At 64.2% G+C, this 12,874-nt stretch carries 11 protein-coding genes, 1 tRNA gene and 1 pseudogene; 3 read left to right on the top strand and 10 right to left on the bottom strand.

Features of this window, described 5'->3' with window-relative positions; translation table 11 throughout:
- Nucleotides 1-40: 40 nt before the first annotated feature.
- Nucleotides 41-117 (top strand) — tRNA-Met (locus DS837_RS29360).
- Between the two features lie 97 nt (nt 118-214).
- Here DS837_RS29360 and DS837_RS29355 read toward each other — a convergent pair.
- The 10 genes and pseudogenes from DS837_RS29355 to DS837_RS29310 form a co-directional block, all read right to left on the bottom strand.
- A pseudogene (locus tag DS837_RS29355) lies at nt 215-700 on the bottom strand (transposase); the annotation flags it as partial.
- Nucleotides 701-761: 61 nt separating this feature from the next.
- Nucleotides 762-2,240 carry a M81 family metallopeptidase gene (locus DS837_RS29350; protein WP_170296039.1) on the bottom strand — a complete coding sequence of 493 codons (1,479 nt, stop codon included), beginning with the start codon at nt 2,238-2,240 and terminating at the stop codon, nt 762-764.
- An 80-nt stretch (nt 2,241-2,320) separates the two neighbouring features.
- Complete coding sequence (locus tag DS837_RS29345; protein WP_149167978.1) at nt 2,321-3,106, bottom strand: transporter substrate-binding domain-containing protein; 786 nt, start codon at nt 3,104-3,106, stop codon at nt 2,321-2,323.
- A 52-nt stretch (nt 3,107-3,158) separates the two neighbouring features.
- On the bottom strand, nt 3,159-3,800 hold the full coding sequence (locus DS837_RS29340; RefSeq protein ID WP_149167977.1) for an amino acid ABC transporter permease: 642 nt from the start codon (nt 3,798-3,800) through the stop codon (nt 3,159-3,161).
- A complete protein-coding gene (locus DS837_RS29335; RefSeq protein ID WP_149167976.1) occupies nt 3,800-4,504 on the bottom strand; it encodes an amino acid ABC transporter permease in 705 nt (234 codons plus the stop codon). The genes DS837_RS29340 and DS837_RS29335 overlap by 1 nt, the downstream gene beginning before the upstream one ends.
- 68 nt (nt 4,505-4,572) lie before the next feature.
- The gene (locus DS837_RS29330; protein WP_149167975.1) at nt 4,573-5,304 is read right to left on the bottom strand and encodes an amino acid ABC transporter ATP-binding protein; all 732 of its coding nucleotides are present in this window, start codon (nt 5,302-5,304) and stop codon (nt 4,573-4,575) included.
- A gap of 325 nt (nt 5,305-5,629) precedes the next feature.
- Nucleotides 5,630-7,057, bottom strand: coding sequence for an aldehyde dehydrogenase family protein (locus DS837_RS29325; RefSeq protein ID WP_149167974.1), 1,428 nt, complete (start codon nt 7,055-7,057; stop codon nt 5,630-5,632).
- A 16-nt stretch (nt 7,058-7,073) separates the two neighbouring features.
- Nucleotides 7,074-8,321, bottom strand: coding sequence for a DegT/DnrJ/EryC1/StrS family aminotransferase (locus DS837_RS29320; RefSeq protein ID WP_149167973.1), 1,248 nt, complete (start codon nt 8,319-8,321; stop codon nt 7,074-7,076).
- 65 nt (nt 8,322-8,386) lie between these two features.
- On the bottom strand, nt 8,387-9,196 hold the full coding sequence (locus tag DS837_RS29315; RefSeq protein ID WP_149167972.1) for a shikimate dehydrogenase family protein: 810 nt from the start codon (nt 9,194-9,196) through the stop codon (nt 8,387-8,389).
- 1 nt (nt 9,197) lies between these two features.
- Nucleotides 9,198-10,127 (bottom strand): dihydrodipicolinate synthase family protein, encoded by a 930-nt coding sequence (locus DS837_RS29310; protein WP_149167971.1) that lies wholly within the window; start codon nt 10,125-10,127, stop codon nt 9,198-9,200.
- A gap of 105 nt (nt 10,128-10,232) precedes the next feature.
- Between DS837_RS29310 and DS837_RS29305 the strand changes: the two genes are divergently transcribed.
- Both DS837_RS29305 and DS837_RS29300 read left to right on the top strand, forming a co-directional pair.
- Nucleotides 10,233-11,762 (top strand): UxaA family hydrolase, encoded by a 1,530-nt coding sequence (locus DS837_RS29305; RefSeq protein ID WP_149167970.1) that lies wholly within the window; start codon nt 10,233-10,235, stop codon nt 11,760-11,762.
- Nucleotides 11,763-11,780: 18 nt separating this feature from the next.
- On the top strand, nt 11,781-12,755 hold the full coding sequence (locus DS837_RS29300) for a GntR family transcriptional regulator (RefSeq protein ID WP_149167969.1): 975 nt from the start codon (nt 11,781-11,783) through the stop codon (nt 12,753-12,755).
- Nucleotides 12,756-12,874 lie beyond the last annotated feature (119 nt).

Below are 12,874 nucleotides of genomic sequence, written 5' to 3'. Positions count from 1 at the left end.
TTGACAATCGTCGCACACGGTTCTCTTCCCAAGGAACATCCGCGGGGTGGAGCAGCCCGGTAGCTCGTCAGGCTCATAACCTGAAGGTCGCAGGTTCAAATCCTGCCCCCGCAACCAACTTTATCTGCTCGGCAAGGCCGGCCCCGGAGACGGAGCCGGCCTTCGCTGTTTTTGGACCCCGACCCAAGATGCCGGCCAACGCACTGTGCAGGCGACCTTCGCGGGCCAGCAGCAGATGCAGCGGGCGATAGCCGAAGCGACGCCGCTGGCGCGACAACTCGCGCAGCCGTTCCCGAACGGCGGCATCATCCGGACGCCGGGAACGGTAACGCACCGTCGAGCGATCCACTCCCAGCACAAGTCACGCCCGCCGCTCGCTCACGCCGTGGCGGGCACGGACATGGGCAACGGCCCTCCGCACGGCGGCGGGCGTCACCATTTTTTTTGCGGCGACGTCCTTCAGGATGGCGTTGTCGAGCATGGCCTCGGCCAGCAACTTCTTCAACCGGGCGTTCTCATCCTCGAGCGCCTTCAGACGCCGGGCCTCAGAGACCTCCAACCCGCCGTACTTGGCCTTCCAGGTGTAGAACGTCGCCTCGCTGATCCCGTGTCGGCGGCACAAGTCCGCCGTCTTCTGTCCGGCCTCCTGCTCCTTCAGGATGCCGATGATCTGCTCCTCGCTGAACCGGCTGCGTCTCATCTGTCCGTCTCCCCCCGATGACGGACTCTACCCATTCCTGGAGGAGTTTTCCGGTCTCAGGTCAGCCGTTGTATAGCCGGGGCCGGAATCTCCAGTCGATCTTGTCGAGAGGATGGAATGGACGGGCCTTGCTGAATGGGAACTGATGCGGCCTGAACGCGGTGAGTCCCGGCGTGTCGACCGTGATCGTCCGGGCGATGCCCGCGAATGAGAGCTTGTAATGGTTGGCGGCTCTTGCGACGACAGCCTGCTGACCTGCCAGCGGAAGGCCAACGGCCTCGTAGAAGGCGGGATCGTGCACGTTGGGCGCCAAGTCCGTGACGATCACCGTCACCGCACCACTCTTCAGCACTGCGGCGTTACCGAAGTCGGCCTCCGTTCCGGCCATGTACGGCCCGATGTTGGTAAAGCGGGCCCGGCACAGCCGGACGACGGTCCAATGCGCCTCGAGCGGATCGACCGAAAGGGTGAACCCGCCACCGACAGGCATCCGCAGGACCGCGTTCTCGCCGGCCTCCCGGGCACGGGCCACAGCCTGCGGGTCGTAGACCGGAACGGCGACCTTCAGGTCCGGAAAATCTCGGAGGGCGATCCGCGCGATCTCTGGAGAGTCACCGGGACCTGCGCCCATGACACGGTCGCCTTGGTCGCCTAAAGCGAGAAGCTGTCCAGAGGTCTGCGCGATCGTCAGCGCCTCATTCACGGACATGAGCTGTTCCTGGAATTGGTCGCGCGCGTTCCAGAGCCGCTCGCTCAGGTCCTTGCAGGCGGCGACCGCACTGCCGGCTCCCATGTCGTAGGCGAGGACGACCTGCCCGTAGCCGGGGACGTCGAGGAACGGGTGTACGTTGAAGATCGAGAGGTCGGTGACATCTGGGCGCGACCGCCATTCGTCCGCGACCGCGTGGATCCCGAGGAGGGGACCTGACCAGGTCTCGTCGTTGCCTCGCGTAAGAAAGGGGATAAGGGAATAGACGGCACGCGGGGCCGTGCCCGTATCAAGCAAGCCGTCGAGCAGGCGCATCGCACGTGCGCCCGTCTCTTCGATGTCCGCGTGCGGCGTGGTCCGAAAACTCGTCATGACGGTCGCATGCTCGACCATCTCGGGCGTGAGGTAGGCATGGAGGTCAAGCGCGACCGAAATCATCATGTCACGGCCGACGATCTCGCGCAGCCGCCCCAGGAGGTAGCCCTCGGGGTCGAGGGTCTTCTCGGCCAGCGTCGCGCCGTGAAGGTCAAGGCAGATCGCGTCGAAGCCTCCCTGCCTTGCAGCGTCGACGAATTGATCGGCGATGCGCTCGAAAGCCGTCTGCTCGATTGCTCCGCCCGGCCTTGTCCGCGCGCTTATGGCGGGAACGCAGTGGTACCCGAGCGCTTCGGCGGTCTTGACGATGCCGCTCAAGGCCGTGGATGTCGCCCGGGCCTCGTCGAGGAGTTGCGGCCCACGCAGGAAAATGAAGTCCTCCTCGCGCGTCCGGATGGGGTTGAACGAGTGTCCTTCGTGCCAAATCTGGCCAACAAGGATGGAGCGTTGCGTCATCGTCATTTCCGATCTGCGGGCCGGGAGACCGCAAGGGCCATGCCGCCCTTCCCCCCTGGCATGCTGCGTTCCAAAGTTCTTCAGAAGGACTGCAGGTTTTCCAAGCCGGCGCCGATCCACTTCTTGCTCATCTCGTCCAGCTGGCCGCTGAGGCGGTAGGTGTAGATGAACGTGTTCATCATGTGCAGGAACTCCATGTCGCCCTTGCGGATGCCAATCGAGTAGGGGCTCAGTCCGAGCAGGAGTTTGCGCCCGTACTTTTTCTCGTCGCGCTTGACGATCTTGTCACCGATCAGCGTTCCGGTCGCGATGAAGGAAACCTGCCCGCTCAACAGGGCCGTCGCCGCCGTGGCGTCGTCCTCGTACCGCCGGATCACGGTGTCCTGGGGGAGCACGCGGGTCACCATGTTGTCCTGGATCGAACCGCGGACTACGGCCACGGACTTCCCCGAGAGGTCCGCGGCCGACGCGGCTGCCTGGCCCTTGTCGCCGAAGAGCCAGATCTGGTTGGCCCCGTAAGGTATTGTGAAGTTCACCGTCTTGGCCCGCTCAGGCGTGACGCCGAAGGTCGAGATGACAATGTCCGCTCGCTTGCTTTCCAGGAAGGCAATTCGGTTCGGACCGGTTACGGGCACAAGCTCGAGCGTAACGCCAAGATCCTTGGCGATCAGCTTCGCCATATCGACGTCGTAGCCTTCCGGTTGCATGTTCGCATCGAGCATGCCGTATGGGGGAACCGAGGTGTCTACGGCAATAAGGACCTTTCCGCGGGACTGGATGGCTTCCAGCGTCTGGGCTGCAGCCAGGGAGGCGCTTCCGGCGAGAGTCGCGGCGGCGACCATGAGCGACAGCAGCATGCGTTTCATTGTTCGTTCCCTTTGGTTTTGATGTTTGGTTCAGCTGTTCCGGCGCGCGGAATCAGTAGGCCGTCCTCTTCTCAAGGTAGCGGCTCAGCAATGACAGCGGATAGCAGAGGCAGAAGTAGATCGCGGCGACGGCCAGGAAGACCTCGAACGCCTGGAAGGTCGCGTTGTTGACCAGCTGCCCGGCGCGGGTCAGTTCCACCAGCCCGACAATCGAGGCCAGCGACGTGTTCTTCACGAGTTGGACGACGAAGCCCACGCTTGAAGGCGTCGCGAGACGTATGGCCTGGGGGACGATCACGTAGACCATCTGCTGGCCCCACGACAGCGAAAGGGATTCAGACGCTTCCCACTGCGCCGTCGGTATGGACTGGATGGCGCTGCGCCAGATTTCGCCGAGATAGACCGCCGCGAAGTAGCTCAGCGCGACACAGGCGGCGATGAAGGGGCTGACGACGACTCCCGCGAAGGACAGGCCGAAGTAGGCCAGGAAGAGGAGCACCAGGGGAGGCACTCCCTGACCCACCGCGACGATCGCCGAGGCGAGGGCCGCCACAGGCCGCGAGGTGCTCAGCCGCATGAGGCAAACGCCGATGCCGATCACGCCGCCGAGGATGAGCGAGACAAGCGACAGCCAGAGCGTGTACTGGGTGGCGTCGAGGAGGAAGAAGAGATCGTTGTAGGAAAACTCCCGCATTATCGGACTCCTCTGCGCGCGCGCCGCTGCGATCTGCGAAGGACCCGCTGCTCGGGGAAAAGCACGTATGCCATGCGCGAGAGGAGGGTCTTGAGCAGGATGGACAGGGCCAGGTACATGACGGCGAGAACGATGTAGACCTCGAAGCTGCGGAACGTGCTGGACTGGATCTGATTGGCGAATGCGGTGAGTTCCTCGGCCGAAATCTGGGAGACGATGCTCGAAGCGAGCATGATCAGCACGAACTGGCCGCTGAGCGGCACCCAGATGTTCCTCAGCGCCTGCGGCAGGATCACATAGACGAATGCCTGGAACTTCGAGAGGGCCAGGCTTTCCGCCGCCTGGTGCTGAGCGGGCTGGATGGACTGGAAGCCTGCGCGGAAGATCTCGGCCGAATAGGCGCCGCAGTTGACCACGAGGGCCAGGAGCGCCGCCGAAAGCGGGTCGAGGCGGAAGCCTACGCTCGAGAGGCCGAAATAGACGATGAAGGCCTGCACGAGAAGCGGAGTGTTCCGGATCGCTTCCACGTACGTCGCTCCCACGGTGCGCAGGACAAGATTTCCGCGCTGCCTGCACAGGCCGACCGCGATGCCGATGAGGCTCCCGGCGGCACACGCCGCGACGGTCAGGAGGATGGTGGTGAGCGCACCATGGAGAAGCATGCCGATGTTTTGCGAGAGCCACCCGAATTGCAATGATTGCATGGAAGAGCCTGTTTCTTGCCGGCGGCGCGGTTGACCGAGCCAGGTAGGGGCGGGTCGGTCGGCCCGCGCTAGAGGCCGGTTCCGATGAACTGCCTCAGTTCGGGGGTGGAGGCCCGGGAAAGGAGGTCGCGGGGGCCGCGCTCCCAGACCTTGCCCAGATGCATGAAGACGATCTCGGAGGCGACCGAACTCGCGAACGACATCTCGTGCGTGACCAGCAGCATGGTCATCCCGTCGGAGGCGAGCTTCTCGATGGTCTTGAGCACTTCGCCCGTGAGTTCGGGATCGAGTGCCGACGTGACCTCGTCGAAGAGCATCAGGCGGGGACGCATCGCGAGGGACCTCGCGATCGCGACGCGCTGCTGCTGTCCGCCGGAGAGCTGGCTGGGATAGGAGTCCAGCTTGTCCGAAAGCCCGACTTGCGAGAGCACCTCCGCCGCGAGGTCGCGTGCCTCGGCGGCGCCGACCTTCTTCACCTTGCGCGGGGCGAGCATCACATTCTGTGCGACGGTAAGGTGGGGGAAGAGGTTGTACCCCTGGAAGACGATGCCGACCTCGCGGCGCAGCGCACGGAGATCCACCTCAGGTTCATGGAGGCCGTGTCCGCAGACCGTGAGCGTTCCGGCGTTGATCTGCTCGAGACCATTCACGCACCGGAGCGCTGTGCTCTTTCCAGAGCCGCTGCGTCCGATCAGCGCCATCACTTCGCCCGCATTCAGATGAAGGTCGATGCCCTTGAGGACTTCGAGCGATCCGAAGCTCTTCCTTACGCCTTTGAAATCAACGATTGTCGCGGCCATCAAGTGTTCGATCCTCTATGCTGTTGAAGCCGCAGGCTGATGGCAGCCGGTCGCACACACCATATCATTTTGAGTTTTGTCGGCAATAATCTTTTTTATGGATCGAGCCACAGAAAATCTGTGAGCTTGCGCGGCGAGATAATGGTCGCGCGTGCGCAAAAATAATGAACTTTGCCTACAAAGTGGCGGAAGCTGTTAGAGGCTTCCGCCGTTTCGCCGCTGCTCTTGGAGCTGTTTGCAAAGTCCGGCAGAAAACAACATATAGCAGAGAAACCGCAACACCCCCACTGCATGATGTATTCTAGCCGCCTTCTCAAACAGGCTCCTAGGCGAGAGTGTAGCCTGTCTTGATTGTGGTGAAAAACTCTGCCGCGTATCGCCCCTGTTCCCTTGGACCGAAGGACGAGGCCTTCCTGCCGCCGAACGGCACGTGGAAGTCGACTCCCGCGGTGGGAAGGTTCACCATGACCATGCCGGCCTCAGCGTTTCGCTTGAAGTGCGTCGCATGCTTGAGGCTCTGCGTGGCGATGCCGGCCGAAAGTCCGAAGGGCGTGTCGTTGGCGACGGACAGCGCTTCGTCGTAATTCTTAACCCGGATCACCGCGGCCACCGGTCCGAAGATCTCCTCGCGGGAGATGCGCATGTCGTTGGTCGCTTCGGTGAAGAGAGCCGGCTCCAGGTAATATCCCTTGGTCTCCCGTTCCAGGCGCCTGCCGCCGAAGTGGAGGCGGGCTCCTTCGCTCCGCCCGATCTCGATGTAATCCAGATCCTGCTGGAGCTGCCCCTCGTCGACCACGGGGCCGATGTGGGTTCCCTGCTTGAGCGCGTTGTCCACGACGAGAGAAGCCAGTCGCTCGGACATCGCCGCGACGAAGCGGTCGTGGATGCCTTCGGTGACGATCAGGCGTGAGGATGCGGTGCAGCGCTGTCCGGTCGAGAAGAACGCGGAATTCACCGCGGCTTCGACGGCCACCCCGAGGTCGGCGTCGTCGAGCACGACCATCGGGTTCTTGCCGCCCATCTCCAACTGGAAGCGACGGTTGTGCTCGACGGATGCCGCCGCGATCTTTCTTCCGGTTGGGGTCGAACCCGTGAAGGTGATCGCGGCGATGTCGGGACTGTCGATGATCGTCTGGCCGACCAGCGACCCGCGCCCCATGACGAGGTTGAGGACGCCTGCCGGGAGGCCGGCGCGCTGCAGGATGTCGACGATCGCCCAGGAACTGGCCGGGACCAGGTCCGCCGGCTTGAAGACGACCGTGTTCCCATAGCAGAGCGCCGGGGCGATCTTCCACGCCGGGATCGCGATCGGAAAGTTCCACGGCGTTATGATGCCGATCACGCCGAGAGGCTCGCGGGTGACTTCGACGGCGATCCCCGGGCGGACGGAGGGAACGGTTTCGCCGGCGAGCCTGAGCGCCTCACCCGCGAAGAAGTCGAATATCTGCGACGCCCTCACGACCTCGCCGACGGCTTCCGGCAGCGTCTTGCCTTCTTCGCGGGCGAGCAGGGCGCCCAGCTCGTCCTTGCGCGCCAATATTTCGTCCGCCGCCTTGCGCAGGACGGCGTGGCGGACGAGCGGTCCCGAGCGGGACCATGCGGGGAAGGCGGCCTTGGCTGCGGAAATCGCGTCAAGCACGTCCTCGCGCGTTGCCTTCGCAAACACGCCGATGACGTCATCCGTATCGGACGGGTTGATGTTCTCCCGTCCTTCCGATCCAATCCACTCGCCGGCGATGCAGTTCTTGAACATGGGATATCCTCGAGGATCAGGCGCGGGCGTAAGCGGTCATGACTTTGTCGATCGCGGCCGCGATCTGCTCGACATGGCGGTCTTCGAACCGGTCGGTCCACCACATGCACACCGTCTCCCGGCAGGCCCGTTCCGCTTCCGGGCACAGCTCAGACGCGAAATCGTCCCTGCGTGCGCCATCGAGGGTAAACGGCCAGCCGGAGTTGCCAAATGTCCTGTGCTCGCGGATGAGCGGGTAGCGGTAAAGCGGAATCGGTCCGGGATAGCCGATGAACCCGTCAATGCCTTCGGCGACCAGGGCCTTCATCATCTCCGGCACGGAGACCGTCAGCGCCGCAGGATCGACGCGGAAGCTGTAGAAGAAATAGACACCGACGGTCCCCTCCGCCGGAAGCACGGGCGTGACCGGGACGCCGGCAAGACGTTCGGTCAGGCGGTCGGCCGACGTGATGCGCGCGTCCACGAACCGCTTGAGCTTGCCCAGTTGGCCGAGGCCGACGGCGGCCTGCAGTTCGGTCATGTGGTAGTTGGTCGCGAGGAACAGGTGGTCGCGGCCGCCACGCTCCCGCGGCCAGCCCTTGTCGGAGCAGTGGCGCAGATTGCGTCCGAAGCGACCGTCGCCGTTGGTGATCACCATGCCGCCGTCGCCGGTCGTCATGTGCTTCGACTGCTGAAAGCTGAAGCACCCGACGTCGCCGATCGTCCCGCAGAGGCGATCCTTGTAGTAGGCGAGGTGCGCCTGCGCGCAGTCCTCGATCACGGCCAAGCCATGCTTGCGCGCAATCGCCATGATCGCGTCCATGTCGGCTGGGTGGCCGTAGACGTGGGTGACGATGATCGCTTTCGTGCGCGGGGTTATGTTCCGCTCGATCGAGGCGGGGTCGATGTTCTGCGTCTTCGGGTCGACGTCGGCGAAGACCGGGATGGCAAGCTGATACAGGATCGGGATGACCGTGCCGACGTCGGTGATCGGCGACAAAATAATCTCGTCGGCGGGATCGGGGTTGAGGTAGGTGACGGCGACATGAAGCGCGGCGGTTCCATTGGCCACGGCCACGGCGGTCTCGACTCCGTACATCTCCGCCCAGCGGCGCTCGAACTCGGACGTCTTCGGTCCGGTCAGGAACGACAGCCGGCCTGTTTCCATCACCTCCCGCAGATGGCGCGTCTCTTCCTCGCCGAACGTCCTGCCGGATGCGTCGCGGAAGCTGGGCAGCGTGCCTTCGATCGCCCGGGGGCCGTTGTTGATCGCAAGTTCTTTCATGACAGTTCCCGACGTTGTTGATTGGCCGGATGAAACCGATCCGGTCCGATAGGCTGGGCGGGCGCTCAAAGCCCCATGAAGTCGGCCATGAGCTGAAGCTGGTGATCGAGCATGTGGCGGCCGAGATGGACGCGGCAGCCTGCTTCCTGCGCCGCGATGAGCAGCGCGGTCATTTCGGGCTCCATAACGACTTCGGCGACGACCATGTCGGCGCGGAGCGTCGAGGGATCGATCGGCAGCGGATCGCCGGCCTTCATGCCGAGCGTCGTGCCGTTGACGACGAGGTCATGGCCGCCCGCGTCGCCGGAGCCGAGCGAAACGGACAGCCCGGGCCTGAAGGCCTGGAGACGGTCCCGCAGGTCCTCGATCTTGGGCCGGCTGCGGTTGGACAGGGTGATGTGCGAGACGCCCGCCTCCGCGAGAGCGAAGGCGACGGCGCTTGCCGCGCCGCCTGCGCCGGCCAGGAAGACCCGCCGTCCCGAAGGATCGACGGCCGCTGCGCGCAGTCCCGCGACGAATCCGATCCCGTCGAGCTGGCCGCCGATCAGCCGGCCGTCGGGCTCGAACCGCAGGATGTTGACGGCGCCCACCGCGGCGGCCTGCGGCGTGACCTCGTCGCAGAACTCCATGATCGACTGCTTGTGAGGCACGGTGACGATCGATCCATCGAGGCTCTTTACCTTCCTCAGCGCCGTCACCACCGCCGCAAGGTCGGCGGGAGCGACGTTGAACGGCACCATGACCGCGTCGCGACCGCGCTCCGCTGCGATCCTGTTGATCGCCGGCGGGGCCTTTACGTGTTCGGTCGGATGGGCCAGGATGCCAAGGACCCGTGTCCTGCCGGTGATGGTCCGGCCTTCGCTGTTGTCCGACATCTTATCTGCCCCACCGGATTGCCAGCGGATCCGCCGCGCGCGCGAGTTCCAGCAGGCCTGCCTTCGTGTGCGGTTCGATCGGCGCAAGGGGATGGCGGACGGCGTCGGATGCGATGACGCCCCCTTCTTTCATGACGGTTTTGGCGGCGCGCAGGCCACACTGGCGGTTCTCGTAGTTCACGAGGGGCAGGACCTTCTCGTAAGCGTCCATCGCGCCCTGGCGGTTTCCTTCGCGATGCCTGTCGTAGACCGGACGCAGGAGGTCGGGCAGCAGGGCGCTCGACATCACGCCGGTCGCGCCGGCGTCCAGGTCGGCCATCATCGTGATCGCTTCTTCCCCGTCGAAGGGGCCTTCGATCGTGTCCCCTCCGGCCTCGATCAGCTTCCGCAGCTTGGAGGCGGTGCCGGGCACCTCGATCTTGAAGTAGCGCACGAGGGGCAGGGTCCGGGCCAACCGCGCCAGGAACTCGATCGAAAGGTTGACGCCGCTGATCGGCGCGTCCTGGATCATGACGGGGATGCCTGCGGCTTCGGCCACGCGCGCGATATGCTCGTAAATCGCGGTCTCGTCGATCTTCGTCACCACGGAATTCGCCCCGTGATAGGGCGGCATCACCATGATGAGCTCGGCGCCGTGGTCCGCGGCGTGACGGGCGCGGTCCGCAGCCACCCGGGTGCTGAAATGGCTGCAGGTGACCATCACCGGAACGCGTCCGGCGACCTGCTCGAGGCAGAGCTCGGTCAGCTGCCGGCGTTCGCCGTCCGACACCAGGAACTGTTCCGAATAGTTGGCGAGGATGCAGATTCCGTCGACCTGCTGGTCGATCATGCAGTCGAGCACGCGGCGCTGTCCTTCAAGGTCCAGGGTGCCGTCCTCGTGAAACGGCGTCGGCGCGACTGGAAACAGCCCCGAATAGGTTCTCGCACTCATACTGAAGGATCCTCCTCGAAAAGCCGGCGACGCAAAAGAGCGTTCTTGACTTCCTGAGCGCTATCATAAATGATTTTTGCGCACAATATGCAATATGGGTTTCAGATGAGCGACACCAGCCAGCAACGCGCCGCCATTCGTCTGCACGATGCGGACAACGTCATCGTGGCAACCCGTCGCCTCGAAAGCGGAACCGATCTCGGCGAAACCGTCACGCTGGAGCCCGTTCCCAGCGGCCACAAGGTCGCGACGGCAGCCATCGCTCCCGGCGAGCCGGTGATCAAGTACGGACAGGTGATCGGCGTCGCCTCCCGCTCCATCGCGCCCGGGCAGCACGTCCACCTCTCGAATGTGTCGATGCTGGAGAGCAACGCCTCCCATGATTTCGCGGTCGACGGGGGCCCGACACCGCTTCTGCCGGTTGAACGCCGCAGGACCTTTGAAGGTTACGTGCGCGGGAACGGCCTCGTCGGGACGCGCAACTGCATCGGCATCATCACGTCCGTGAACTGCTCCGCCACCGTGTCGCGCGCCATCGCCAACCACTACAAGGCTGTCGGCTTCGGGGGGCGGACCAACATCGATGGCGTGGTGGCGCTGACCCACGGGACGGGCTGTGCGATTCCCACGGATACGGAAGGCTATCTCTACCTGCGCCGGGTCCTGAACGGGTATGCGCGCAACCCGAACTTCGCCGCCGTACTGCTCATCGGCCTCGGATGCGAGACGAACCAGATCAGCCACCTCGTCGACGCGTACGAGCTGCAGGACGTGCCGCGGCTGCGCACGATGACGATCCAGCAGGTCGGGGGGACGCGCAAAACGGTCGAGGAAGGCATCCGGATCATCGACGGCATGCTGGACGAGATCGACGCGATCAAGCGCCAGACCGTGCCGCTCTCCGGTCTGAAGCTGGCGCTGCAGTGCGGCGGGTCCGACGGCTATTCGGGCATCACCGCAAATCCTGCGCTCGGCTACGCCTCCGACCTGGTCGTTAAGCACGGCGGCACGGCGGTGCTCAGCGAAACACCCGAGATCTATGGCGCCGAGCACCTTCTCACCCGCCGCGCCGCGACGCCCGAGGTTGCCGGAAAGCTCATGGACCGCATCGACTGGTGGCGCGACTACACGGCCAGGAACGGCGCCGAACTGAACAACAATCCCTCCCATGGGAACAAGGAGGGAGGGCTGACCACCATCCTCGAGAAGTCGCTGGGCGCGGTCGCGAAAGGCGGCTCGATGCCGCTGCAGGCGGTCTATGAATATGCCGAGATCATCGACACGCCGGGATTCGTCTTCATGGACACGCCCGGCTACGACCCGGTCGCGGTGACCGGCCAGGTGGCAGGCGGGTGCAACATGATCGTGTTCACCACCGGTCGCGGATCCGTATCGGGATTCAAGCCTGCGCCGTGCATCAAGGTGGCGACCAACAACGCGCTCTACGAGAGAATGAGCGAGGACATGGACCTCAACTGCGGTGGCATCATCGACGGGAGCGACAGCATTTCCGAAGCCGGGGAGCGCATATTCGAGCTGATCATCGCCGTCGCATCCGGACAGAAGAGCTTGAGCGAGACGTTTGACTATGGTGACAATGAATTCGTGCCTTGGCAGCTAGGGGCGGTTACATGACGCGTGAAAGGGGCAGGCATGTCGCATAGAACGCTCGCCAAGGAGGCGATCGCGGACATCTTGAGAACGGCCGTGCTCGAGAAGTCGCTGCCTGGAGGCGCTGTCCTTTTGGAGGGACCGATCGCGACGCTGTTCAATTCCAGCCGGACCCCCGTCAAGCAGGCGCTCGCCGCGCTGGAGGCCGAAGGGCTCGTCCGGCGCTTCAGCGGTCGCGGCCTGCTGGCGGGCACGGAGGGAGAGCCGATCCGGGTCAGGCTCACTCCCGAAATGCTCAATCTCAGCCCGGAGGGGCGCGAGTACCCGAAGACGTTCGCCTGGGAGAAGTTCTACTACGACTTCGAGAAAACGGTGATTCTGCATGCGGTCTACGGAACCGCGCACATCAACGAACTGGCCCTTTCCCGCCATTACCGCGTGAGCAGGACGGTCGCGGGAGACATCCTGAACCGCGGCGCCGAAATGGGCATCGTCAGCCGGGACGAGAAGTCCAGGTGGTTCGTCAATCCACTGGACGAGCGGCGCTTCCGGGACCTTTATGAGGTCCGCGTGCTGCTCGAGCCCGCGGCGCTGCAGACCGCCGTGGACGAGGTCCCCACCGAGTTCGTGGAGGGACTGCGGTCCCGCATCCTCGCCGCAGGCAAGGATTTTCCGGAAATCGAAGGCGCGCGACTGGACGAGCTGGAAAAGGACCTTCACATCGATCTCCTCGGCTGGACGCGCAACGTCGAGATCATGGAGGCTCTGAGGCGCACCCACTGCGTGCTGGTGGCCGGCAAGCATATCCAGCAGGCGATCCGGGGCATGGCGGGCATCGACGCCTTCATGGGCGAACACCTGGAGATCGTGGATGCGGTCCTCCAGCGTGATCCTCAGCTCGCAATGGCCCGCCTGTCGGCGCATCTGCTCGCCTCCAGCCGGAAAGCGGCGGAGCGTATTGAGGCTTTCCGCAACGTGAGCGAAATGAAGGCGGTCAGTTACCTGGTCGGCCAGTAGCCGTTTGGCGCGCTGACCTCACAAAAGCCGCATCCCAGTGGATTCCGGAGAGTGTTCTTTCGCAAGGCCTCGACCGGATTCCTGCGTGCTCGACGCAGGCCTCAGGAATGGACGCGGCT

This window comes from Azospirillum brasilense, assembly GCF_008365405.1.
In the GTDB taxonomy this organism is placed as follows: Bacteria; Pseudomonadota; Alphaproteobacteria; order Azospirillales; family Azospirillaceae; genus Azospirillum; species Azospirillum brasilense_D.
The sequence above is the reverse complement of the archived record's forward strand: the minus strand, read 5'-3'. Positions and strand labels throughout refer to the sequence as shown.

What these genes read in the sequence shown, in the direction of transcription:
- DS837_RS29350 (WP_170296039.1), bottom strand. Translation starts at nt 2,240, where the DNA reads ATGACGCAACGCTCCATCCTTGTTGGCCAGATTTGGCACGAAGGACAC.
- DS837_RS29345 (WP_149167978.1), bottom strand. Translation starts at nt 3,106, where the DNA reads ATGAAACGCATGCTGCTGTCGCTCATGGTCGCCGCCGCGACTCTCGCC.
- DS837_RS29340 (WP_149167977.1), bottom strand. Translation starts at nt 3,800, where the DNA reads ATGCGGGAGTTTTCCTACAACGATCTCTTCTTCCTCCTCGACGCCACC.
- DS837_RS29335 (WP_149167976.1), bottom strand. Translation starts at nt 4,504, where the DNA reads ATGCAATCATTGCAATTCGGGTGGCTCTCGCAAAACATCGGCATGCTT.
- DS837_RS29330 (WP_149167975.1), bottom strand. Translation starts at nt 5,304, where the DNA reads ATGGCCGCGACAATCGTTGATTTCAAAGGCGTAAGGAAGAGCTTCGGA.
- DS837_RS29325 (WP_149167974.1), bottom strand. Translation starts at nt 7,057, where the DNA reads ATGTTCAAGAACTGCATCGCCGGCGAGTGGATTGGATCGGAAGGACGG.
- DS837_RS29320 (WP_149167973.1), bottom strand. Translation starts at nt 8,321, where the DNA reads ATGAAAGAACTTGCGATCAACAACGGCCCCCGGGCGATCGAAGGCACG.
- DS837_RS29315 (WP_149167972.1), bottom strand. Translation starts at nt 9,196, where the DNA reads ATGTCGGACAACAGCGAAGGCCGGACCATCACCGGCAGGACACGGGTC.
- DS837_RS29310 (WP_149167971.1), bottom strand. Translation starts at nt 10,127, where the DNA reads ATGAGTGCGAGAACCTATTCGGGGCTGTTTCCAGTCGCGCCGACGCCG.
- DS837_RS29305 (WP_149167970.1), top strand. Translation starts at nt 10,233, where the DNA reads ATGAGCGACACCAGCCAGCAACGCGCCGCCATTCGTCTGCACGATGCG.
- DS837_RS29300 (WP_149167969.1), top strand. Translation starts at nt 11,781, where the DNA reads ATGTCGCATAGAACGCTCGCCAAGGAGGCGATCGCGGACATCTTGAGA.